The organism is Pseudomonas sp. YQ_5 (assembly GCF_043103305.1).
In the GTDB taxonomy this organism is placed as follows: domain Bacteria; phylum Pseudomonadota; class Gammaproteobacteria; order Pseudomonadales; family Pseudomonadaceae; genus Aquipseudomonas; species Aquipseudomonas putida_Y.
Genome location: NZ_JBICJS010000033.1, coordinates 38,547 through 61,153 on the forward strand (window position 1 = coordinate 38,547; position 22,607 = coordinate 61,153).

At 61.0% G+C, this 22,607-nt stretch carries 18 protein-coding genes and 4 tRNA genes; 2 read left to right on the forward strand and 20 right to left on the reverse strand.

Annotated features, from left to right (window positions below; genetic code table 11):
• Positions 1-55: 55 nt before the first annotated feature.
• The 4 genes from ACF8EA_RS05995 to ACF8EA_RS06010 all read right to left on the reverse strand — a co-directional run bounded on the left by ACF8EA_RS05995 (position 56) and on the right by ACF8EA_RS06010 (position 4,784).
• Positions 56-823 (reverse strand): ABC transporter permease, encoded by a 768-nt coding sequence (locus ACF8EA_RS05995; RefSeq protein WP_176684513.1) that lies wholly within the window; start codon positions 821-823, stop codon positions 56-58.
• 26 nt (positions 824-849) lie between these two features.
• On the reverse strand, positions 850-1,677 hold the full coding sequence (locus ACF8EA_RS06000) for an ABC transporter ATP-binding protein (protein ID WP_392521290.1): 828 nt from the start codon (positions 1,675-1,677) through the stop codon (positions 850-852).
• A 215-nt stretch (positions 1,678-1,892) separates the two neighbouring features.
• Positions 1,893-3,974 (reverse strand): acetate--CoA ligase family protein, encoded by a 2,082-nt coding sequence (locus ACF8EA_RS06005; protein ID WP_392521291.1) that lies wholly within the window; start codon positions 3,972-3,974, stop codon positions 1,893-1,895.
• Between the two features lie 3 nt (positions 3,975-3,977).
• Positions 3,978-4,784 carry an enoyl-CoA hydratase/isomerase family protein gene (locus ACF8EA_RS06010; RefSeq protein ID WP_392521292.1) on the reverse strand — a complete coding sequence of 269 codons (807 nt, stop codon included), beginning with the start codon at positions 4,782-4,784 and terminating at the stop codon, positions 3,978-3,980.
• Between the two features lie 82 nt (positions 4,785-4,866).
• On the opposite strand from ACF8EA_RS06010, the gene ACF8EA_RS06015 reads away from it, so the two are divergent.
• Both ACF8EA_RS06015 and ACF8EA_RS06020 read left to right on the forward strand, forming a co-directional pair.
• On the forward strand, positions 4,867-5,703 hold the full coding sequence (locus ACF8EA_RS06015; RefSeq protein WP_392521293.1) for an IclR family transcriptional regulator: 837 nt from the start codon (positions 4,867-4,869) through the stop codon (positions 5,701-5,703).
• A 411-nt stretch (positions 5,704-6,114) separates the two neighbouring features.
• Positions 6,115-7,461, forward strand: a complete 1,347-nt coding sequence (locus ACF8EA_RS06020; protein ID WP_392521294.1) for an MFS transporter — start codon at positions 6,115-6,117, stop codon at positions 7,459-7,461.
• A 92-nt stretch (positions 7,462-7,553) separates the two neighbouring features.
• Here the strand turns inward: ACF8EA_RS06020 and ACF8EA_RS06025 are convergent, their stop codons facing one another.
• The 16 genes from ACF8EA_RS06025 to ACF8EA_RS06100 all read right to left on the reverse strand — a co-directional run bounded on the left by ACF8EA_RS06025 (position 7,554) and on the right by ACF8EA_RS06100 (position 22,305).
• Positions 7,554-8,372 (reverse strand): DUF2242 domain-containing protein, encoded by an 819-nt coding sequence (locus ACF8EA_RS06025; RefSeq protein WP_392521295.1) that lies wholly within the window; start codon positions 8,370-8,372, stop codon positions 7,554-7,556.
• Positions 8,373-8,572: 200 nt separating this feature from the next.
• A tRNA-Asp gene (locus ACF8EA_RS06030) sits at positions 8,573-8,649 on the reverse strand.
• Positions 8,650-8,791: 142 nt separating this feature from the next.
• Positions 8,792-8,868, reverse strand: a tRNA-Asp gene (locus tag ACF8EA_RS06035).
• Positions 8,869-8,967: 99 nt separating this feature from the next.
• Positions 8,968-9,044: transfer RNA gene (locus tag ACF8EA_RS06040), tRNA-Asp, on the reverse strand.
• 65 nt (positions 9,045-9,109) lie between these two features.
• Positions 9,110-9,185, reverse strand: a tRNA-Val gene (locus tag ACF8EA_RS06045).
• Between the two features lie 219 nt (positions 9,186-9,404).
• The gene (locus ACF8EA_RS06050) at positions 9,405-10,178 is read right to left on the reverse strand and encodes an SDR family oxidoreductase (RefSeq protein ID WP_323600561.1); all 774 of its coding nucleotides are present in this window, start codon (positions 10,176-10,178) and stop codon (positions 9,405-9,407) included.
• Positions 10,175-11,386, reverse strand: coding sequence for an O-succinylhomoserine sulfhydrylase (locus ACF8EA_RS06055; RefSeq protein ID WP_021784493.1), 1,212 nt, complete (start codon positions 11,384-11,386; stop codon positions 10,175-10,177). Before ACF8EA_RS06055 ends, ACF8EA_RS06050 begins: the two co-directional genes overlap by 4 nt.
• 16 nt (positions 11,387-11,402) lie before the next feature.
• Positions 11,403-12,908, reverse strand: a complete 1,506-nt coding sequence (gene purF, locus ACF8EA_RS06060; RefSeq protein WP_004574897.1) for an amidophosphoribosyltransferase — start codon at positions 12,906-12,908, stop codon at positions 11,403-11,405.
• A gap of 42 nt (positions 12,909-12,950) precedes the next feature.
• Complete coding sequence (locus tag ACF8EA_RS06065) at positions 12,951-13,508, reverse strand: CvpA family protein (protein ID WP_021784492.1); 558 nt, start codon at positions 13,506-13,508, stop codon at positions 12,951-12,953.
• Between the two features lie 196 nt (positions 13,509-13,704).
• A complete protein-coding gene (locus ACF8EA_RS06070; protein WP_103443909.1) occupies positions 13,705-14,349 on the reverse strand; it encodes an SPOR domain-containing protein in 645 nt (214 codons plus the stop codon).
• Positions 14,333-15,640 carry a bifunctional tetrahydrofolate synthase/dihydrofolate synthase gene (gene folC / locus ACF8EA_RS06075; RefSeq protein ID WP_392521296.1) on the reverse strand — a complete coding sequence of 436 codons (1,308 nt, stop codon included), beginning with the start codon at positions 15,638-15,640 and terminating at the stop codon, positions 14,333-14,335. The genes ACF8EA_RS06070 and folC overlap by 17 nt, the downstream gene beginning before the upstream one ends.
• Positions 15,640-16,533 carry an acetyl-CoA carboxylase, carboxyltransferase subunit beta gene (gene accD, locus ACF8EA_RS06080; protein ID WP_021784489.1) on the reverse strand — a complete coding sequence of 298 codons (894 nt, stop codon included), beginning with the start codon at positions 16,531-16,533 and terminating at the stop codon, positions 15,640-15,642. The genes folC and accD overlap by 1 nt, the downstream gene beginning before the upstream one ends.
• A 223-nt stretch (positions 16,534-16,756) precedes the next feature.
• Entirely contained in the window at positions 16,757-17,377 is a 621-nt protein-coding gene (locus ACF8EA_RS06085; RefSeq protein WP_021784488.1) for a phosphoribosylanthranilate isomerase, read from the reverse strand.
• 61 nt (positions 17,378-17,438) lie between these two features.
• The gene (truA, locus tag ACF8EA_RS06090; protein WP_274118697.1) at positions 17,439-18,299 is read right to left on the reverse strand and encodes a tRNA pseudouridine(38-40) synthase TruA; all 861 of its coding nucleotides are present in this window, start codon (positions 18,297-18,299) and stop codon (positions 17,439-17,441) included.
• 194 nt (positions 18,300-18,493) lie between these two features.
• Positions 18,494-21,229 (reverse strand): FimV/HubP family polar landmark protein, encoded by a 2,736-nt coding sequence (locus ACF8EA_RS06095; RefSeq protein WP_392521297.1) that lies wholly within the window; start codon positions 21,227-21,229, stop codon positions 18,494-18,496.
• Positions 21,230-21,300: 71 nt separating this feature from the next.
• Positions 21,301-22,305: an aspartate-semialdehyde dehydrogenase gene (locus ACF8EA_RS06100; RefSeq protein WP_252458547.1), complete on the reverse strand. Its 1,005-nt coding sequence runs from the start codon at positions 22,303-22,305 to the stop codon at positions 21,301-21,303.
• Positions 22,306-22,607 lie beyond the last annotated feature (302 nt).

Below are 22,607 nucleotides of genomic sequence, written 5' to 3' on the forward strand. Positions count from 1 at the left end.
GACTTTTTATAGACATGGCGAGGACCTCTTCTTCTTGTTGTTGTGTTGGTGTCAATCAAACAGACAGTTCACGTTCTTCTTGATCTTTTTTCCATGGCATCAAGGACGCTTCAAGTTTGCGCACAGCGGCTTGGAGGATCAGTGCAAGCGAGATGATTGCAATCAGTGCGGCAAACACCCCTGCCGTATCCAGCTGACCGGCGGCATCTTGCAGCAGATAACCCAGACCTCGGTTGGCGGCCATGATCTCCCCCACGATGGCGCCAATCAGCGCGTAGGGCACCGACATCTTGAGGCCGGTAAAGACCCACTGAATGGCCGAAGGCAGGACGACTTTGGTGATCAGGTGATGCTCTTTGGCACCCATCAACCGCAGAATTTCCAACTGCTCACGTTCTACGGCACGAACGCCGCTATAGGTGTTCAGGAACACCAGGAAGAAGACGATGGTTGCGGTAAGGATGATTTTCATCTCGATGCCGATACCGAACCACATGATGAACAGCGGTGCCAAGGCAACTTTCGGCAGGCTGTAAATCGAGACAAGGATCGGGTCGAGCAATTTAGCCAAAAGCTCATTGCGACCGAGGATGAGGCCTACCGATATACCCGCACAAGCACCAAAGAAGAAGCCTGCAAGGGTTTCAACGACGGTTATCCAACCATGCGAGAACAGGCGACCACTGGCAACCAGGTCAATGAAGCGGCTCCCGATTTCCAATGGCGAACTCACGAAAAACGGGTCGATCAAGGGGCCTGAAGCGAATTGCCACGACAGAAAGAGCACTGCAAAGATGGCGACACGGCCGAGGAAGATTTTCATGTTCGTAACTCTCCGGAAGAAGGACCTTAGGCGTCATGGGAGGGTGTGATGAACTCCCAAAGGTCGCCGCACAACTCGTGATAACGCGGGTCCTTGCGTAGCTGGAGAATGTTGCGGTCATCCCCTAGCGGGATATTCACATCGCGAACAATAGTTCCGGGACGTCCAGAGAAGATCAGGCAACGGTCGCCCAAGGCAACGGCCTCATCCAGGTCATGCGTCACGAACAACACGGTTTTGTTGAGCTGACGGCTGAGCTTGAACAGCTCGGTTTGCATGCGCATGCGCAACTGTGCGTCGAGGGCCGCGAACGGCTCGTCCATCAGCAAGGTTTCTGGATCGTAAGCCAGCAGGCGAGCCAGGGCCGCGCGTTTGCGCATGCCTCCGGAAAGCTGACTGGGATAGGCCTTCTCATGCCCTTCGAGCCCTACAAGGGAGAGCAGTTCGCGGATTCGCGCCTGGCGCCTGGCTTTAGGGACACCCTGGATTTCCAGAGGAATGGCGATGTTGCCGGTCACGTCACGCCATGGCAGCAAATGATCGCTTTGGGTCATGTAGCCAGTGCGACCGTTGATGCCTTGAACGGCCTGCCCCCGATACAGCACTTCACCCGTGGTGGGTGCAAACAGCCCGGCGACCATGTTCAGCAGTGTGGACTTGCCACAGCCCGAGGGGCCGATGATCGTTACCACCTGGCCTTGTTGAATATCGACATTGATACTGTGTGAGGCTTGCTTGGCAACGCCCTTCACGGTGAAAGACTTTGAAACCCCTTCAAATGAAATGACCGTCGGCGAGGTGGCTTTTGCGCCGATGGGCTCGGGTGAGGTGGCACTTTTCAACACGGCGGTCATGGCAATACTCCCGGCACTAGGGCGGCATTCAGCTCAAAATTCTCGAGCGTCGCTACTGAAGTGGTCGACAGAGCGCTGGGCCTTGAAGAGGCGGTATAGAGAGTGTTCATAGCGACCTACTTATTTTTATGAGTCAGAAATGAAGCGTTCTTTGATTATGCAAGTGCGAAATACAGGGTCAAAGAGACTGTTCCACAGAGTGGAACAGCCAGTATTCATGCAACGATCGTCAAACCATCGAGCGCGACCACTCCATGACCTGCGGGGCGAACAAGCAGCGGATTGATTTCCGCCTCAACCAATCGCTCGCCGAGCGCCATGGCCATTTTCGAAAACGCTGCGATGCACCTGGCGGCAGCGTCGACATCTGCCTTCGGCATTCCTCGGAAGCCATCCAGAAGCGGGTAGGTTTTCAGCTCACTGAGCATCTCGCGGGCTTGATCTTCACTTACAGGAAGCAGACGCAGAGTCGTATCCTGAAAAAGCTCCGCAGTGACGCCTCCCATTCCGAGCAGCAGTGCCGGACCGAGCTGAGGGTCTCGGTGGAACCCGAGAATCAACTCCTGCCCACCAGTGACCATCTCCTGGACAAGGAACGACTCCGGGGTAAAGCCAACATGACCGCCGACCTCGTCACGCATCCGTTCCAGGCAATCACCGACGGTGTCCGAAGACTGATGCAGGGCCACTCCGCCCACTTCACTCTTATGCGGGATCCGCTCAGACAGTACTTTCAAGGCTACATGCCCGCCGAGCTCACGCGCAGCCTGCGCTGCCTCGAGGGCATTCTTCACCACCCGCTCTCGAGTAACAGGAATGCCGAAGCTCGCGTACAAGCGCTTGCTCCGTGCTTCATCAAGCGGGCCACTTGGCAGCGCTTGGGTCGAACCTTCAGCAGCAGATGGAGCGACCCCCGGCTCGCCTGGCGGGCTTGACTTGGTGCGCATCAGCAAAGCCCGGAGCGCGCTGGCACAGCTCTCAGGGGCGGTGAACGCCACCCCCCCCGAACCGTTGATCCGCTGAGCCGCAGCGGGGGCGTGCGGACTGATGTAAGCCAGGACTGGTTTCTCCGAGCTGGCCAAGCTGTCGCGGATAGCGTCCGCCATCAAATGAGGTTGCGCGACTCCCGATGAGCCAACCACGCTGACAACAGCATCATAGTCATCACTGTCCAGCAGGATGCCGATGGCGCTGCGCATCAACTCGGGCTGCAAGCCAGCAAGCGTCAGATCGATAGGGTTGCGATCGAGCACTGCCTGGTCACCGATATCCAGGTTGCGTAGCTTTTCAGCAGTTTCCAGCCCAGGTGCAGGCGTCTCGAAACCACTCATGCCGAGGTTATCGGCAATCAGCGTCCCGGCGCCACCGGTCGAGGTCAGGATTGCCACACGGTGGCCATTCATCGGTCTGCCGCTAGCCAAAGCAAAGGGGATATCGAGCAGATCGGCGAAGGTCTCCGCGCGAATCACACCTAGCTGTCGGAAGTAAGCGGAGTACAAGTCGTCGGAGCCGGCCAGCGCGCCAGTGTGCGAATTGGCGGCGTGGGCACCTGCCTCGGAACGCCCAACCTTGTAGACCACCACTGGCTTGCCAGCTTTGCGGGCTTTGCCAGCGGCTCGGCTGAATTTCTCGCTGTCGCGCAGCCCTTCTATGTAGAGCGCGATGACCGATGTGGCTGGATCATCAGCGAGGTAATCAACGAAGTCTGCGACGTCCAGATCCACTTCGTTGCTGGTCGAAACAAGCTTCGAGAAACCGATTCCAGCAGCGACACCGCGAGAGAGAAGTGCCCCCAGGATACCGCCGCTCTGGGAAACCACAGCGATGCGGCCGGCGAGCAGTTCGTCCATGTCCAATGCACCACTCGCAGACAGGGTCACGCGCTCCGTGAGGTTAACCAGCCCGATGGTATTAGGGCCAAGAATTCTCATCGAGCCTCGTGCTGCCTTGAGCTCCTCTTGGCGTAGCGCTCCGGTCGTGCCGGTCTCACCATAACCTCCCGCCAGTACGATTGCTGCTGGGCAGCCGCGAGCAGCCAGCTCGGCGACAGCCTGGTTGGCCCGCTCCGGCCCAAGCAGAATGATTGCGACGTCCGGCACCTCAGGCAAAGCCTCCACGGAGGGGTAACAGCGCAATCCGTCAATGTCTTCATACCGCGGGTTCACCGGGTACAGTCGGCCCTTGAAACCGTGTTTGCGAAGAAATGCGATAGGACGGCCAGAGGTCTTCCGGGCATCACCCGATGCGCCGATGACGGCGACGCTGCCGGGGCTGAGAAGGCGTGCAATCTGGTCCATGATTCAGCTCCGCTCTGCCTTGCGAGCAAGGAAGGCAGCGACCGACTCTTGATGCTCGCTGGAGGTGTAACAGATACCTTGGGCTTGACTGCCCATGGAAAAAATCTGGCTCTGGGTCAGCTCGAAGGTGTTGTTGAGAATCGACTTGCTCAGCGCCAAAGCGGTTGCCGAACCAGCAGAAATTTGCAGAGCCCAGTCCTGAGCCTCCGGGAGAAGGTTCTCATGCGCGGCCACACGGTCGATCATGCCGATTTGCTGTGCTTCGGATGGCCTAACGGTACGGCCGCTGAAAATCAACTCTTTGGCCTTGCTCAGCCCCACACGGCGGGGAAGGAAGTACAAGCCACCGCCATCAGGGATCAGTCCTCGGGCGATGTAGCTCATGGCAAACGAGGCTTGCTCGGAAGCGATGATGAAGTCGCAGCTCAGGGCCATATCGCAGCCCAAACCGGTCGCCGCGCCATTGACCGCAGCAATGGTGGGTTTAGGCAGATTATGAAGCAGCGATACCGCGTGATGGACGCGTTGCTGACGCTTCCAACCGTTGAAGGCGACCGAACCGGCCGGTGCACTCATCCGGGCTTGCATGCCCTTGATGTCGCCACCCGCGCAGAACCCTTTGCCAGTGCCAGTCACGATCAGCGCCTTGATGCTGCTGTCCGCTGCGACATGCTCGAGGTGATCGATGAGCAAAGTCCGCATATCGTCGCTGATGGCGTTACGCGCCTCTGGGCGGTTGAGGGTCAGGGTTGCAATACCGTTGGTAACGGCAAGGTCGATCGGTGTCGACAGTTCCGGGGAAGTCGTCATGCGGTACCTCTCTTATTATTCGGTTGATTGACCGCCCGGCGATGAGCCAAGCTTGTTTGCAATCTGAGGGAGAGGGGTTTTCATGACAACGCGACCGTTCCACCTGATGGAACAAGGCGAGGGAGGTACCACCTCCCCCTACATTCCCGGGCAGGGCAAGGCACCATTGAATCGCTCGCTAGAACGCGGATTGGATATCCTTCGTGCATTCAGGCCAGGCAGCGAGCACCTCACCAACGGTGACCTGAGCGAAACCACAGGTTTGTCCAAATCAACTGTAAGCAGGCTTTCACAAACCCTCGTTCGTTCTGGCTTTCTCGACTACGACACCATTTCAGGTGGCTACAGGCTAGCGCCCTCGGTATTGGCCATGGCTCACTCCATGTATCACGGCAGTTTCCTGCTTCAAGTCGCTACGCCTCTGATGGCGCAGGTGGCTCGGGAACACCAAGTGAATGTTGGCCTTGCCGCAGCGGACGGTGACGAGATGATCTACCTGGAATCCATACGCTTCAGTAAACGCAAATCCCCGCGAAACGTACTGACCGGCCAACGGCTGCCCATGGATATGACATCCCTGGGCAGGGCCTACCTTTCGATTCTGGACGCTGCGCAACGAAGACCGCTGATCGAGCTGTTCAGTTCGAGACGATGCGAAGCCAAGGCGGGGCAATTGGTGCGAGATATTGAAGCGGCGATTGCTGATGTGAAAGCCAATGGCTATTGCGCAGCCTCTTGGCAGCCTGAGGTCATTGCTATCGCGACTCCGCTTGATCACCCGGTTTACAAGACACACGCTCTGAACATCAGCCTCTCAACCGCCGAAGCGCCGGAAAATGTGATCGAACGGTACGCGCCGATCCTCATGACCCTCGCAGACGCCATCCGTGCATCACTTAGTCTGCCTGAGGATGAGTGAGCATTCAGGTTCGATCCTCGCGATGGCTCCTTCCAGACGGCGATAAGCAGGCCTACAGCCGTTATGCCCCGTACCGTCCACGAAACTCGGGCAAAAAAAACGCCTGGCATACCCGCACGGTAGCCAAGCGGTGTGTGAAAGACCTGAGCATAAGCCAGACGCCACGACCAAACATGAGAATTCTGTTCTGGTCGGTAGAGTGGATACCCAACAGGGCCGGAACGTGACCAGCGATATTATTCATTATCCGAAAAAACACTAATGCTTTGTCTTTATAGAGTGCAATGCCTGTAGGGCATGGCAAACGTATGCCGTGATGGTATGGCAAGTCATGGTCTAAAGGTCTTGGCGGTCTGAGTTTTAGCTGCTCTATGCTGCCGAGCTCTTTCTCTAAAAAATAATGGTCGCCAGATGACTACCTTGACTGCTTCAACTGCGCAGGAAAGAGATCCTGCGGAAATACGCGCGTGTAAAAAAGCCGCACTACGGCTTGTTCCGCTTTTGGCCCTTGCTTATTTTTTCAACTATCTGGATCGCACCAACGTCGGGTTCGCCTCCCTCACGATGAATGATGACCTAGGGCTAACCGCGTCGCAGTTTGGTTTCGCAGCGGGTATTTTCTATTTGGGTTACTGCATATTTGAAGTCCCGAGCAACTTGGCACTCTACAAATATGGGGCTCGACGGTGGATTGCCAGAATAATGATCACGTGGGGACTGTTTGCCGCCGCAACCTCCCTGGCACAAGGCCCCACCAGCTATGCGGTGATCCGATTGCTCGCGGGGATTGCTGAGGCAGGATTTTTCCCTGGCGTCATCTTCTTCCTTTCCTTGTGGTTTCCCGCTCACTACCGTACGAAGATTATGGCGTGGTTTCTGTTCGCGATCCCTATGTCGTCCGTTCTTGGCGGCCCCTTGTCTGCCGCCATGTTGCAAATGGATGGCATCTGGGGCTTCGCTGGCTGGCAATGGTTGCTCGTTCTCCAAGGGCTTCCAGCATGCTTCCTGGGCCTTTTGTGTTTACGCCTGCTGGCCGACAAACCGGCAGATGCCAACTGGCTTACGATGAAAGAGAAAGCAGCTCTGCAAGCTGTTTTGGACGCTGAGCACGAATCCAAAAGCGCGCACAGCTTCCGCCAATCACTCAAGGACCCACGTGTCTGGTTGCTCGCAGCCATTCTGTTCAGCTACATCATCGGCATTTTGGGCATCGGTGTATGGCTCCCACAAATTCTGAAGAGTCATAACCTGACGACCATGCAGATCGGATGGATCTCCGCCGCACCCTACATGATTGCCAGTGTTGCCATGCTGCTGTGGGCCAAGTTACTTGCTCATAAAAGACGCTATATCCTTCACTTGGCACTCACCTGCGGCACCGGGGCTGCCGGTTTCATATTCTCGGTGGTCTACAGTAACCTCCTGCCCGCTTTGTTCGGGCTGACAGTTGCCCTCATCGGTCTGTGTTCCGTACGTACCTGCTTCTACAGCATTCCCTCTACCTTTCTGAGCAAGCAAGCAGCCGCTGGTGGCATTGCATTCATCAACGCAACAGGAAGCTTGGGCGGATTGGTGGGTCCTTACGCTGTCGGCTGGCTAAAAGACGTTACCGGCTCGTTCAGCGCCGGTTTGATGGGCATGGCATTCATGCTTTGCTTAGCCACCGTGCTGACCGTTGTATTGGGTTGCATGGTCAAGGAGAAACCAGGGCGACTGATGAGACAGAACGGTGACGCCCACGCCTCGGGCACGTCATAAGACTTGCACTGCAGTACGAGGGGACTGCCTGGCTACATACGTCAGGGCGACGGCCTCTTGCTCCCATAGGGGTTAGCGCTTCACGCTCGCAATCAAAGGGAGGGGGCAGCAGGCTCGGCCGGCTGGGCATCCTGCTGCACCTGAATGGGTGCAGCTTCCACCGGTGGGGCCACCGGCTGCGAACCCTGGCTGTCATCCACCACCGGCGCCGCTGCCGCCTCGCTGGCCGGGGCTACCCCCGCAGGTGCAGGCGTCGCTTCAACCAAAGGTGCAGCTGCCGGGGCCGGCGCCACCGGGTTCGCCGCAGCCTGCTCCGGCAGCCCCAGGTCCACCGCCGGCTTTTCCACCTTGGGCGCCTCGACCTTGGCCTTTTCGACCTTCTTCGGCTTGGGCAGGTAACTCTCCACCAAGGCAAAATAGCGGTCATAGAACTGTGCCGCGGTCACCGTCTCGCTAGCTACCTTGACCATCGAGTCGTCACTGGAGCCGATCGGCATCGACACCGAACCCAGCACCCCCACGCCCAGGCTGGCCGAGGTGTTGGACTTTTTCAGCGCATAGCGGTCCTGCAGGGCGTTGGCGAACATGGTCGAGTGCTGGTCGTCGCTCACGTCCGGTGCGCAGGTGACATTGAAGCTGATCTGCAGGTGGTTCTCGCTGTTTTGCTGAAAGCTCTTGTTACCCACCACCTGGTTGGCGCCGCTGCTGGTGATGATGTATCCCTGGCTGAGCAAAGCACGCCGGGCGGCCTCGCAAGAGCCGGCATCGCTCACCGGAAAGCTGCGCGAGAAGGTGCCCGAGTCATCGAAGTTCTCGTGCTCATAGACGGCCGCTTTTTTCGAGGAACAACCGGTCACGCCCGCCAGCACCAGGGCCAGCCCGAGCGCACCAAAGACGGAAGATCTGGTCATTGCGAATTCCGGGTATGTGAGGGAAGTGCCTATTGTGCAACACAGCAGGCAGGCACAGGAACCACTGGTCGGTGAAGAATCTGTAAGCTTGGTGTAGAACCGGGTAAAGGCCGGCATTTGCCAGGTGCACCAACGAAAAAAGCGACCCGAAGGTCGCTTTAACGTTGCTTCATGGCGTTCATGGGGCCTTGAAGCGAAGATGGCGCAGCGGACGGGACTCGAACCCGCGACCCCCGGCGTGACAGGCCGGTATTCTAACCGACTGAACTACCGCTGCGTATCATTCAGGCTTTCGCCCGATTGAAAACTGGGTCTACCCTTTCCGGCGCAATGGCCTCAGGGCAGGCACAAAAAAAGCGATAACGTGATCGCTTCTCTTGTGTTTGCTTCAAGGCGTTCTAGGGACCTTGAAACGAAGATGGCGCAGCGGACGGGACTCGAACCCGCGACCCCCGGCGTGACAGGCCGGTATTCTAACCGACTGAACTACCGCTGCGTATCGTTCAGGCTTGCGCCCGATTGAAACTGGGATCAGCCCAAGGCGTTTGCCTTGTGGCCTCAGACCGGTGCAAGGCACCCATCTGTTACTGAAAAATGGCGCAGCGGACGGGACTCGAACCCGCGACCCCCGGCGTGACAGGCCGGTATTCTAACCGACTGAACTACCGCTGCGCAGTGCGTTCCTCTCTGGATATAGGCTTCTTGCGAATCCGATACTCCAGGAACATCTCAGGAAGTGGTGGGTGATGACGGGATCGAACCGCCGACCCTCTGCTTGTAAGGCAGATGCTCTCCCGGCTGAGCTAATCACCCTCGCGATGTTGCTTGTTGCGTTTGCTTCGCTGAGGCCGCGAAATTTACGCAGGTGGCGAAGCTAAGTCAATAGCCCCATTGAATTTTTTTCAAAAAGGCAACGTGATGTGATTGCCTGTGCCGACCTCTTCGCGGGTAAACCCGCTCCTACGACGGTTAATGTCCGACTGTAGGAGCGGGTTTACCCGCGAAGAGACAGACGCAGATTAAACAAGGTGCTCAGGTATAGATCATCTTGCGGGTCATGCCGCCATCGACCACAAACTCCTGGCCGGTGACAAATGCCGCCTGGCGTGACAGCAACCAGGCAACCATGGCCGCTACATCTTCCACGGTCCCTACCCTGCCCGTTGGGTGCTGGGCATGGTCAGCTTCACTCAACGGCTCGGCACGGCGCTGCGACGGATCACGGGCATCGATCCAGCCCGGGCTCACCGCATTGACACGAATCTCCGGGCCCAGGCTCATGGCCAGGGCATGGGTCAAAGCCACCAGGCCGCCCTTGCTTGCCGCATAAGCCTCGGTGTCCGGTTCGGACTGCCGAGCACGGGTAGAGGTCAGGTTGACGATCGCCCCATTGTGCGCACGCAGGTACGGCGCACAGTGCTTGGCCAGCAGCATCGGGCCGCTGAGGTTGACCGCCAGCACCCGGTTCCATTGTGCAAGGCTCAGGCTTTCCAGCGTCTGGTTGTGCGGGTTGGCAATGGCCGCATTGCACACCAGCGCGTCCAGCCGGCCGAACTGCCCGAGCACTTCGGACACTCCGGCACTGACCTGGGCCTCGTCGGCAACGTCCATGGTGATGAACCAGGCGTTGTCGCCCAACGCCTTGGCCACTTTGGTACCACGCTGGCGGTCCAGATCACTCAGCACCACTTGCCAGCCTTCGCAGATCAGCCATGCGGCAATGCCCAGACCGATGCCGCGGGCGGCACCTGTGACCAAGGCTACCCGGCCATTGTGGCCCGGGGTGCTGCCGCTGATTTCGATCACAATGCTGCCAGCCCGCGCGCCAGGTCAGCCTGCAGGTCGGCCACGTCTTCCAGGCCCACGGCAACGCGGATCAGGCTGTCGCGGATACCCGCCGCTTCACGCTCCTGCGGCGACAGACGACCGTGTGAGGTGGTCGCCGGATGAGCGATGGTGGTTTTGCTGTCACCCAGGTTGGTCGTGATGGAAATCACTCGGGTCGCGTCGATGAAACGCCACGCGCCCTCTTTGCCACCCTTGACCTCAAAGCTGACCACTGCACCAAAACCGCTCATCTGGCGCTTGGCCAGTTCGTGCTGCGGGTGGCTGGGCAGGCCGGCGTAATGCACCTTCTCCACGCCGTCCTGCTGCTCCAGCCATTCGGCCAGGGCCTGAGCGCTTTCGCAGTGTGCACGCATACGCAGGCGCAGCGTTTCCAAGCCCTTGGTGAAGATCCAGGCGTTGAACGGGCTGAGGGTTGGACCTGCGGTACGCAGGAAACCGACCACTTCCTTCATTTGCTCGGTACGGCCGGCAACCACACCGCCCATGCAGCGGCCCTGGCCGTCGATGAACTTGGTGGCCGAGTGGAACACAATGTCGGCACCCAGCTTCAGCGGCTGCTGCAACGCCGGGGTACTGAAACAGTTGTCCACCACCAGCATGGCACCATGTGCATGGGCGATTTCGCTGAGCGCAGTGATATCGACCAACTCGGCCAGCGGATTGGAGGGCGATTCGACGATCAGCAGTTTGGTGTTGGCCTTGATGGCCTTTTCCCAGCCGGTGAGGTCGACCAGTGGCACGTAGTCCACTTGTACGCCAAAGCGTTTGAAGTACTTCTCGAACAGGCTGATGGTGGAGCCGAATACGCTCTGCGACACCAGCACATGGTCACCGGCGCTGCACAGCGACATGACCACGGCCAGGAGCGCCGCCATGCCGGTGGACGTACCCACGGCCTGCTCGGCCCCTTCCATGGCCGCCAGGCGTTCCTCGAAGGCACGCACCGACGGGTTGGTGTAGCGCGAGTAGACGTTGCCCGGCGTTTCACCGGCAAAACGCGCAGCAGCATCGGCTGCCGTGCGGAACACATAGCTGGAGGTCAGGAACAGCGCTTCGCTGTGCTCGCCTTCCGGGGTACGGTTCTGACCAGCGCGCACCGCCAGGGTGTCGAAACCGACACCCTCGAGGTCACTGTCCAGTCGCCCGGCATCCCATTGATCCGTCATGCCGTCGCTCCCAAAATCAGTTGTTGTAAAGGTCGATGATCGCGCTGACGGCCTGGTTCTTGACCTTGGCCAAGTCGTTACGGGCCTGCTCGATGCGGTCGAGGTAGGCTTCGTCGATATCGCCAGTGACGTACTCACCGTTGAACACCGCGCAATCGAACTGCTCGATCTTGATCTTGCCGCCGCCGACCGAGTCGATCAGGTCTGGCAGGTCCTGATAGACCAGCCAATCGGCGCCGATCAACTCACCCACCTGTTCGGTGGTGCGGTTGTGGGCGATCAGTTCGTGAACACTCGGCATGTCGATGCCGTAGACGTTGGGGTAGCGTACTGCAGGAGCCGCGGAGCAGAAGTAGACATTCTTGGCGCCGGCTTCGCGGGCCATCTGGATGATCTGCTTGCAGGTGGTGCCGCGCACGATCGAGTCGTCCACCAGCATCACATTCTTACCGCGGAACTCCAGCTCGATAGCGTTGAGCTTCTGACGCACCGACTTCTTGCGCGCAGCCTGGCCGGGCATGATGAAGGTACGGCCGATGTAACGGTTCTTGACGAAACCTTCGCGGAACTTGACGCCCAGCCGGTTGGCCAGTTCCAGCGCGGCGGTACGGCTGGTATCCGGGATCGGGATGACCACGTCGATATCATGATCGGGGCGCTCGCGCATGATCTTGTCGGCCAGCTTTTCACCCATGCGCAGACGCGCCTTGTACACCGAGACCCCATCGATGATCGAGTCCGGGCGAGCCAGGTAGACGTGCTCGAAGATGCACGGCTGCAACTTTGGCGCTTCGGCGCACTGCTTGGTGAACAGCTGGCCTTCTTCGGTGATGTACACCGCTTCGCCCGGTGCCAGGTCGCGGATCAGGGTGAAGCCGAGCACGTCCAGGGCAACGCTTTCCGAGGCGATCATGTATTCCACGCCTTCGTCGGTGTGACGCTGGCCGAACACCACCGGGCGAATGCCATGGGGGTCGCGGAAACCGACGATGCCGTAGCCGGTGATCATGGCCACCACGGCGTAACCGCCAACGCAGCGGCTGTGCACATGGGAGACCGCAGCGAACACGTCTTCTTCGGTCGGCTGCAGCTTGCCGCGCACCGCCAGCTCATGGGCGAACACGTTCAGCAGCACTTCCGAGTCGGAGTTGGTGTTGACGTGACGCAGGTCGGACTCGTAGATCTCCTTGGCCAACTGCTCGACGTTGGTCAGGTTGCCGTTGTGAGCCAGGGTGATGCCGTAAGGCGAGTTGACGTAGAACGGCTGGGCCTCGGCCGAGGTCGAGCTGCCCGCAGTCGGGTAGCGCACGTGGCCAATGCCGATGTTGCCTACCAGGCGCTGCATGTGGCGCTGCTGGAACACGTCGCGCACCAGGCCATTATCCTTGCGCAGGAACAACCGGCCGTCATGGCTGGTCACGATACCGGCAGCGTCCTGGCCGCGGTGCTGGAGGACCGTAAGCGCGTCATACAGCGCCTGATTGACGTTCGACTTACCGACGATACCGACGATGCCACACATGCGACGCAACCCCTACTTTGATGAAACTTGAGTGAATAGTGCTCAGGGCTTGGACGGCCCGAGCAACTGTTCCTTGAACGGAAGATCAGCCGGAGTGCTGATCAGGCCACTGGGCGTCCATTGGTCGGTGAAACCCAGAATCAGGTTTTTCGACCAGTCGGCGACCAAGAGAAACTGTGGTATCAGGCGTGATTCCTGCCACCAGGTGTCTTGTTGAACCGGCCCCAGGCTGATCAGGCCTATGGCCACCACTACCAGCAAGGCCCCGCGCGCTGCGCCGAAGGCCATGCCCAGGAAACGATCGGTGCCGGACAGCCCGGTCACGCGGATCAGCTCACCGACAAGGAAGTTGACCATGGCCCCCACCAGCAAGGTGGCGACGAAAAGAATGGCGCAGCCAGCGATGACGCGCATCGATGGCGTCTGGATATAGCTCTCAAGATACACCGAGAGCGAACCGCCGAACATCCAGGCAACCGCACCGGCAATGATCCAGATGAGCAAGGACAAGGCCTCCTTGACGAAGCCGCGCTTGAGACTGATCAATGTGGAGACGGCGATGATCGCGATGATCGCCCAATCAACCAAGGTAAATGCCACGGTGCTGCCTGCAGACGTTTGAGGCGGCGCATTTTACCAGAGCGGCGGGCCGGGAGTAAGCGGAATGTCAGCTGGATTGGTGTTGGGCGATTCGCAGCCAAGACCGCTCCCACAGGTTCTGTGTGCGCCTTGCAGCGACGCGGTACCTGAAAGAGCGGGCCCACTCGCAAATGGGCGGCATGGCCGCCCCGGGGAATCAGCTGCGCTCGGGCTGGAAGCGCACCACAAAGCCCTTGAGGCTGTTCTGACGGTTGACCGCGTCGCGCACGCGCTCGGCCTCGGCGCGCTCGATCAACGGCCCCACGTACACACGGTTCATGCCACCCGCTGTACGGATATAGGCGTTATAACCTTGGCTACGCAAGGTTTGCTGCAGCTTTTCGGCACCGGCGCGGTTGGACAGACTGGCCAGCTGGATCGACCAACTGACTGGCAGGCCATTGACGTCGATCTTCGATGGTGCGGCAGGCGCTGGTGTTGCAGCAGCTTTGGCCTCTACCTTGGGCGCGGGCGCCTGCGGCTTGGGCGGCTGAACCTGCGCCTGGGTCTGCGGTGACGGGGTAATTGGCTGGCTCGGCGTACTGGCCGGGGCAGTCGACTCGTCGATCACCACGGGCGCCTGCTGCGGCGCCTCCGGAATAACCTGCGGCTCCGGTACGGCAACCGGCTCCACCTTCACTTCCGGCAGGCTGGGCATGGCCGGTGCCTGCGGGGCTTCGACGTGCACCTGGCGCATCTCGTCCTCGCGGGTAAACAGCATCGGCAGGAAGATAACCGCCAGCGCCACCAGCACCAGCGCACCCACCATGCGCTGTTTCATCCCTTTATCCAGCACAGCCATCTATTCCACCCTCCTGGGCGTGCCGCTCCAGCCATTCCAGCGCCTGGGCGACACAGAAAAACGAACCGAACAGCAGGATCTGATCATCCGCCGTCGCCTGCGCACATTGCCCTTCAAGGGCTGCGTCGACGCTGGCATAAGACTTCACCGCGGCACCGAGGTTCGCCAAGGACGTGACCAGCTCTGCGGCCGGGCGACTGCGCGGGGTATCCAGCGGCGCCACCGCCCAGTCGTCGATGAGGCCCTGCAGCGGCGCGATAACGCCCTCCAGATCCTTGTCGGCGAGCAGGCCAAATACCGCGAGGCGACGCCCCTTCAGCGGCCGGGCCGCCAGGCGCCTGGCCAGGTACTGCGCCGCATGCGGGTTATGCCCGACATCCAGCAGCAACGCTACCGGCTTGCCCTGCCAGTTCAAATTACGGAGGTCGAGACGCCCAGTGATACGGGTATCCAGCAGCGCCTGGCGAACCTGCGCCGCGTCCCACGGCAGCCCCATCAGCAGGTAAGCCTGCAGGGCCAGCGTGGCGTTTTCCATGGGCAGGTCAAGCAAAGGCAGGTCATGCAGCTCTACCTGCGCGCCATCAGCCGCAGTACCGCGCCAGCTCCAGCAGCCATCGGTGCTGGCCAGGTCAAATTCCCGACCGCGCAGGAACAGTGGCGCAGCCAGTTCGGCGGCCTTGTCCAGCAACGGCTTGGGCGGATCCAGGTCGCCGCACAAGGCCGGCTTGCCCGGGCGGAAGATGCCAGCCTTCTCGAAGGCCACCAGCTCGCGGGTATCCCCCAGGTAATCAACATGGTCGACACCGATGCTGGTCACCAATGCGAAGTCGGCATCCACTACGTTCACGGTATCCAGGCGGCCACCAAGGCCCACCTCGAGCACCACGGCATCCAGCTGCGACTGGTAGAACAACCAGAACGCGGCCAACGTACCCATCTCGAAGTAGGTCAGGGAAATATCGCCCCGTGCCGCCTCGACGGCGGCGAAGGCTTCGCACAGGCGCTCATCGCTGGCCTCCTGGCCATCGATCATCACCCGCTCGTTGTAACGCAACAGGTGCGGCGAACTGTATACACCGACCTTGAGCCCCTGGGCACGCAGCAACGAAGCCACGAAGGCACAGGTCGAACCCTTGCCGTTGGTGCCGGTTACCGTCACCACGCGCGGCGCCAGCTTGCCCAGCGACAAGCGGGCAAGCACCTTCTGCGACCGCTCCAGGCCCATGTCGATGGCCGAGGGGTGCACTTGCTCGAGGTAGGCGAGCCATTCGCCCAGGGATCGTTGTTTCATCACGCGACGGCAGCCGCCTCACGCGCTTCTTCCGGGGTTTGCTGACCGGTCATCTGCGCCAGCAGGCGGGCCAGACGCGGGCGCAATTCGCCACGGGAGATGATCAGGTCGATGGCGCCGTGCTCCAGCAGGAACTCGCTGCGCTGGAAGCCTTCAGGCAGCTTCTCGCGTACGGTCTGCTCGATCACGCGTGGGCCGGCGAAGCCGATCAGGGCCTTTGGCTCACCGACGATGACGTCACCTAGCATCGCCAAGCTGGCGGAAACACCACCATACACCGGGTCGGTCAGGACCGAGATGAACGGGATGCCTTCTTCGCGCAGGCGCGCCAGCACGGCCGAGGTCTTGGCCATCTGCATCAGCGAGATCAGCGCCTCCTGCATGCGCGCACCGCCCGAAGCGGAGAAGCAAACCATTGGGCAGCGGTTTTCCAGGGCATAGTTGGCCGCGCGTACGAAGCGCTCGCCGACGATGGCACCCATGGAGCCGCCCATGAACGAGAACTCGAAGGCGCTAACCACGATCGGCATGCCCATCAGGGTGCCGCTCATGGAGATCAGCGCGTCCTTTTCGCCGGTCTGCTTCTGCGCAGCGGTCAGGCGGTCCTTGTACTTCTTGCCATCACGGAACTTCAGGCGGTCGACCGGCTCCAGGTCAGCGCCCAGTTCAGCCCGGCCTTCAGCGTCAAGGAAAATGTCGATACGCGCACGTGCGCCGATACGCATGTGGTGATTGCACTTGGTGCAGACATCCAGGGACTTTTCCAGCTCCGGACGATACAGCACGGCCTCGCAGGACGGGCACTTGTGCCACAGGCCCTCGGGCACCGAGCTCTTCTTCACCTCGGAACGCATGATCGAAGGGATCAGTTTGTCGACTAACCAGTTGCTCATGCTTTCTTTCTCCAGTATTGGCAGGCGGGGGGACAGCATCACCGTCCCTGCCCTGCCCTTGAGCTCAAAATCTTTTATGAAACGATGGTGGACCGGCCGCCGGGGCTTCCAGCGCGCCACTCCACCGCTAATGTATTTTCTTGCCGCCATTGGTACTGGCGGCGGCCCAGCAGGGCTGCGAAAGCTATGGACGATGGCGCGCAGCCAGCCGTCACATCTGCCATCAAGCCTGTTTCACCGCCTTCATGAAGGCCTCGATCTTCGCCGCATCCTTGATGCCCTTGGCCTGCTCGACGCCACCGCTGACATCCACCGCGTAAGGCTTTACCTGTGCAATGGCCTGGCCAACGTTATCGGCCGACAGCCCACCCGCGAGGATGATCGGCTTGCCAAGACGCGCCGGCACCAATGACCAGTCGAACGCCTCACCGGTTCCCCCGGGTACGCCCGGCACATAGGTGTCCAGCAAAATGCCGCGGGCACCCGCGTAAAGCCGGCAGGCGGCCTCAAGGTCGTCGCCGGGGCGCACACGCAGGGCCTTGATCCAGGGGCGGTGGTAGCCTTCACAGTCCTGCGGGGTTTCATCGCCGTGAAACTGTAGCAGGTCCAGCGGAACCACTTCGAGGATCTCGTTCAGCTCGCAGCGCGAGGCATTGACGAACAACCCGACCGTGGTCACGAATGGCGGCAACTCGGCGATGATCGCCCGCGCCTGGCGCACGTCCACTGCCCGCGGGCTCTTGGCATAGAAGACGAAGCCGATGGCATCAGCACCCGCTTCGGCAGCGGCCAGTGCGTCTTCGATGCGGGTAATCCCGCAGATCTTGCTGCGAACATTGCTCATGGAACACGAACCCTGATTGTTGCGGCGAAAGGGCGGATGTTAGCAAATGGCTTTTCGCCCGTCAGTCTGCCAACGCCTCGTAACCACTCAAAAAGTGTGGGCCGATGTAACGCTTGGGCAACGCAAACGCTTCGGGGTACTCCACCTGCACCAGGTAAAGCCCGTATGGGTGGGCCGTTACCCCACCTTCGCGGCGGTTGCGCCCTTCCAGCACTTCGCGGGCCCAGGTAACCGGACGCTCGCCGGCGCCGATGGCCATCAGCACACCGGCAATGTTACGCACCATGTGGTGCAGGAAGGCGGTGGCACGCACGTCCAGCACGATCATCTGGCCATGGCGGGTAACACGCAGGTGGTAGATGTGCTTGATGGGTGATTTGGCCTGACACTGGCTGGCGCGGAAGGCGCTGAAGTCATGGGTACCGAGCAGGAACTGCGCGGCCTCGGCCATGCGATCGACGTCCAGCGGGCGGTGGTTCCAGGTCACTTCCTCGGCCAGGTGCGCCGGGCGAATCGGATCGTTGTAGATCACATAGCGGTAGCGCCGGGCGCAGGCCTTGAAGCGGGCATGAAAGTCGGCCGGCATTGGCCGCGACCAGACCACGCTGATGTCGTGCGGCAGGTTGAAGTTGGTGCCCATGGTCCAGGCGCGCTCGTCACGCACGGCACGGGTATCGAAGTGCACGACCTGCCCGCAGCCGTGAACGCCGGCGTCGGTACGCCCGGCGCAAATCACCGAAATCGGCTCGTTGGCGACCTTGGACAGCGCTTGCTCCAGGGCTTGCTGGACACTCGGCACGCCGCTGGCCTGGCGCTGCCAGCCGCGGTAGCGCGCACCTTTGTATTCCACGCCCAGGGCGATGCGGGAGTAGCCTTCGGCCGCGGATTCGGCGGTAGCGGTGTCGATGATGTCCAAGAGCATGAAACCTGTGGGGTGTACGGAATGGCGGGGATTATAACGACAACGGCAGCCTTGTAGGGCTGCCGGTGGATGCGCACTGCATTTGCGGGCCTCGTGGCGGGCGCGTCCGCCCCCACAGCTCACTCACAAGGTCGAAAATTCGTGGGGTCCCTGTAGGAGCGGGCAAGCCCGCGAAGAGGCCTGCCCTGCTTGCATCAAACCAGCCGGGAGAGCATGTCCTCGGCTTCCTGGCGCTGGCTGTCGTCGCCATCCTTGACCACTTCATCAAGGATGTCGCGCGCGCCCTGGCTATCGCCCATGTCAATGTAGGCACGGGCCAGGTCGAGCTTGGTGGCGACTTCGTCACTGCCGGAGAAGAAGTCGAAGTCCAGGTCGTCCAATGGCTCGGGCTCTGGCTGCGCAACCGCGTCTTCGCTGGTGAAGTGCGGCTCCAACGAAGGCGTTTCGAGGCTCTGCGACAGCTTGTCCAGCTCGGCGTTGACGTCACTGAGCTCCGAGGCAAAGCTCTTGGCTGCCGGCGAATCGTCGTCCAGCGACAGGGACAAGTCGAAGTCCGATGGCAGGTCAAACTCGGAGACCGGGTCAAACTCAGGCTTGCTGTCGAAGGCAGCCAGTTCGGCGGCGACATCGACCGGGCCCTGCTCCACCGTGTCCGGAGTGGCTGGAGCCACAGGTTCACTGATGTCGAGGTCGAAATCAGACAGGTCCACGGCAGGCTGAGGCTCGGCTTGCGCCAGCATGGCCTCGAAATCAGCGTCGGCGTCGGCTTGCAGCTCGGCATCCACGGCAAACGGTGGCTCTTCTGGCTGAGCCTCTTCCTGTACGGGCTCATCCAGCACAGGTTCAGCGATTACCAGCTCGTCGGGTACCCCCTCCTGTGCCACCGGCTCGTCCAGCACAGACGCGGCCAGCGGGTCTTCACCGGCCAGGTCTTCACCCAGGCTCAGGTCGAAGGTGCTGTCCAGATCCTGCTCATCCAGGCCGGATGCATCGAGCGTTGGCACTTCATCGAAGGCATCCAGCTCTGCGTCAGGCTCTGCTTGCCCGACAGCCTCTGGTTCAGCCTCCACTTGCGGTTCGAACCCAGATACCTCGTCAGGCACCACATCAGCAACCACCGGCGCCTCGGGCTCATCGTGCAACAACTCTTGCACGTATTGCTCATCCATTTCGGCAGCCAGCGCCGCCGCGCCCAGGCCGGCAGCGGCCAGGCCAAGCATGGCTGGATAACGCTCTTTCAGCCCGGCGACTTCGGCAACGTTCTGCTCGCTGGCCGGCAACTGGCGCTCCTGTTCGGCAAACGCGCTCTGGTCACCCTGACGGGCGTACACGTCCATCAGTTTAAGACGCAGGTCGTCACGCTCCGGTGCGGCGGCCACGGCGGGCTCCAGCAGGTCGGCGGCACGATTCAGGCGGCCTTCGGACAGGCATTGGTCGACTTGTGCCAGCAGTGCGGCGTGCGGGTCTGCTTGCGGTTCAGGCTCGGGCTCTGCCTCGGCGGCCGGTTCCGCCACTTTTTCCGCAGCGACGGCAGCAGCAGCCGAAGCGGCGACCACAGCCGGCGACAGGGTTACGCCAGGCTCCGTGGCTTCGACGCCGTCGAAGCTCTCGGTATCGCTGTCGAAACCTGTGCCCTGCTCTTCTTCCAGCGCCCGCGCCATGCGCAGGTGCTTCTCAGCTTCTTGCTGGGCTTTGCGCTTGCGCGCCAGCAGCCACAGCAGCAGTGCCAGCACCAGGATGCTGGAACCGGCAATCATCCCCAAAAGCCACGGGTTGCCCAGGACCGCGTCGAGCGCACCTTTCGGCTGGCTGGCGGGTACAGGCTGAGCGGCCGGCACAGGCTTGGATGCGGCATCGGCAGCAGCAGGCGCCGGCTGGACCGCTGGCTGGTCCGGGGTAGCGGCAGCCGCTGTCGACGCGGCTGCGCCCTGGCCTTCCAGACGTGCCAGCTGGCTGTTCTTCAACTCGATCAGGCGCTGCAGCTTGTCCAGCTGGCTCTGCAGGTCCGCCATGCGGCTTTTCAGCTCTTCGTTGTCGCGACGGCTGGTGTCCAGGCTTTCCTGGGCCATGGCCAGTTTGTCACTCAATGCCTTGGCCTGGCCGGCATCGGCCTGATTGCCCGGGCTGACCAGGCGCAGGTTGTCGCCCTGGGCGATACGCGACGGTGCAGCCTCGGCGGCGCCACGACGGGTGGCATCCAGCTGGCGGGCACGCGGGCCCAGGCGACGGCCTTCACGCCAGGCGGCATACTGCTCGGCCACCTCGCGGTTCGCCTCGCCCTGGGCGATGCTCTGGATCTGCTGCTGATCGGGCAGGCGCAGTACCTGGCCAACCTTCAACTGGTTGATGTTGTTGCCGATGAAGGCGTCCGGGTTCAAAGCCTGGATAGCAATCATGGTTTGCTGGATCGAACCACCCTGGGTATTACGCGCGGCAATCTGCCACAAGGTGTCGCGACGCTGGGTGGTGTAGCTGCTGGCACCGGTCATGGCCGGTGTGACATTGCCCGCTGCAGGTTTCTCGCCCTGTGCCTTGGCCTGGTCGAGCAGCACGCTATAGTCACGCAGCAAGCGACCCTGCGGCCACATCACCTGCACCAGGAACTTGACCACCGGCCCTGGCAGCGGCTGACTTGACGTCACGCGCAGCACACTTTTGCCGTTTGGGTTGATCACCGGAGTGAAGGTCAGGTCTTCGAGGTAGGTCGGAAACGCCACCCCGGCCTTGCTGAACTCTTCCGGTGGCGCCAGGCTCGGCGCCACTTCGGTGGCTTTGAGGTCGCGCACGTCGAGCAATTCGATCTCGGCGTCCAGCGGCTGATTCTGTGCCGACTTCAGGGTCAGCTCCCCCAGGCCCAGCGCATTCGCCATGCCAGACGACAGCGCGGATGCTGCAGCCATGGCCAGAACCAGTTTGCGAATTCGAAGCATGACCTCTTCCCTTGTATGAATCGTCCCGAAACCTGCATGCGGAGCAGGACAAAAGTGCTCACCAGTATCTTTTACGGCATGTGTTTAATCAACAATTGCGCCACTTGCACGGCATTGAGCGCGGCGCCTTTGCGCACGTTGTCGGTGGTCAGCCAAAGGTTGAGTTGCTGGTCTTCATCAACACCGTGACGTACACGTCCAACATAGACCACGTCTTGGCCCACTGCGTCACCTACCGGGGTCGGATAATCATCGTTTTCCACCCGCTCGACGCTGTCGGCTGCCTCCAGGGCCTGGTTGACCGCTGCCAGGTCTACTGGGCGACGGCTTTGCACGGCCACACTGAAGCTATCGCCGAAAAACACCGGGACTTGAACACAGCTCACGGAAATCTTCAGGTCAGGCAGGCCCAGCAGCACGCGCAGTTCACTGACCAGGCGGCGCTCCAGCGCGGTATGGCCCTGCTCATCGGCCGCACCGACCTGGGCCAGCAGGTTGAATGCCACCTGGCGGTCGAAGAAGCGCGGCTCCAGCGGGCGGGCATTGAGCAGTTCGGCGGTTTGCCGGGCCAGCTCGCTGACCGCTTCACGGCCTTGCGCAGATACCGCCAGCGCGGCCATCACCTGTACCCGCTCGATGTCGAGCAGGCCCTTGAGCGGCGCCAGCGCGACGGCCAGGGCTACTGCGGCCGAGCATGGGCTGACGATGCGCGCTGGCAACGACAGGCTGGCCAGGCGTTCGGCGTTGGCTTCCGGCACCAGGGCCAGGGCATCGTCCAGGCCGCCGGACAGATCGATCACCGTGCAGCCCGCCTGTAGCGCCTTACCGGCAAAGCTGCGGCTGACGGCGGCCCCGGTGGCGAAGAAGGCCAGCTTGACCTGGGCGAAGTCGAAGCTGTCGACTTCACGCACCTTCAGTTTCTTGCCAGCGAACATCACGCTGCTGCCCGCCGATTCCATGCTGGCCAGCAGATGCAAGGTAGCAACCGGGAATGCCAGCTCTTCGAGGATCTGTACCAAGGCTTCACCGACGCTGCCGGTGGCGCCGACGACGGCGATATCCAAAGGGTGTGTCATGGAAGGGATCCTTTTGCTGAAAACGGCGGGGGCGGCACTTTACTCGGATTGTAGGGTTTTGTCTGTGCTGGCCGCATCTTCGTCGGGCAAGGGTCCGCTATGAGGGGCGTGAGGGGGCGTGAGGGATGCCGGGGGATGACGGGGGATGACGGGGGATGACGTGGCATTTGCAGTGTTTGTGAGATCGAGCGCCGCCCGCGCGGCGCATCGCGAGCTGCGCGGAAGTGTCAGATTTTTTGTGTGCGGGCCGGTAACGGCCTGCCGTCAGGCAGGCCTTGATTTCACCAGGTTGGCCTGATGAA

Bases quoted from the DNA above. Each gene is read 5' to 3' on its own strand.
- ACF8EA_RS06100 (WP_252458547.1), bottom strand. From the start codon at position 22,305: ATGACACACCCTTTGGATATCGCCGTCGTCGGCGCCACCGGCAGCGTC.
- purF (WP_004574897.1), bottom strand. From the start codon at position 12,908: ATGTGTGGCATCGTCGGTATCGTCGGTAAGTCGAACGTCAATCAGGCG.
- ACF8EA_RS06070 (WP_103443909.1), bottom strand. From the start codon at position 14,349: ATGGCTGTGCTGGATAAAGGGATGAAACAGCGCATGGTGGGTGCGCTG.
- ACF8EA_RS06015 (WP_392521293.1), top strand. From the start codon at position 4,867: ATGACAACGCGACCGTTCCACCTGATGGAACAAGGCGAGGGAGGTACC.
- ACF8EA_RS06055 (WP_021784493.1), bottom strand. From the start codon at position 11,386: ATGACGGATCAATGGGATGCCGGGCGACTGGACAGTGACCTCGAGGGT.
- ACF8EA_RS06085 (WP_021784488.1), bottom strand. From the start codon at position 17,377: ATGAGCAATGTTCGCAGCAAGATCTGCGGGATTACCCGCATCGAAGAC.
- ACF8EA_RS06095 (WP_392521297.1), bottom strand. From the start codon at position 21,229: ATGCTTCGAATTCGCAAACTGGTTCTGGCCATGGCTGCAGCATCCGCG.
- ACF8EA_RS06000 (WP_392521290.1), bottom strand. From the start codon at position 1,677: ATGACCGCCGTGTTGAAAAGTGCCACCTCACCCGAGCCCATCGGCGCA.
- ACF8EA_RS06010 (WP_392521292.1), bottom strand. From the start codon at position 4,784: ATGACGACTTCCCCGGAACTGTCGACACCGATCGACCTTGCCGTTACC.
- folC (WP_392521296.1), bottom strand. From the start codon at position 15,640: ATGAAACAACGATCCCTGGGCGAATGGCTCGCCTACCTCGAGCAAGTG.
- truA (WP_274118697.1), bottom strand. From the start codon at position 18,299: ATGCTCTTGGACATCATCGACACCGCTACCGCCGAATCCGCGGCCGAA.
- accD (WP_021784489.1), bottom strand. From the start codon at position 16,533: ATGAGCAACTGGTTAGTCGACAAACTGATCCCTTCGATCATGCGTTCC.
- ACF8EA_RS06020 (WP_392521294.1), top strand. From the start codon at position 6,115: ATGACTACCTTGACTGCTTCAACTGCGCAGGAAAGAGATCCTGCGGAA.
- ACF8EA_RS05995 (WP_176684513.1), bottom strand. From the start codon at position 823: ATGAAAATCTTCCTCGGCCGTGTCGCCATCTTTGCAGTGCTCTTTCTG.
- ACF8EA_RS06025 (WP_392521295.1), bottom strand. From the start codon at position 8,372: ATGACCAGATCTTCCGTCTTTGGTGCGCTCGGGCTGGCCCTGGTGCTG.
- ACF8EA_RS06005 (WP_392521291.1), bottom strand. From the start codon at position 3,974: ATGGACCAGATTGCACGCCTTCTCAGCCCCGGCAGCGTCGCCGTCATC.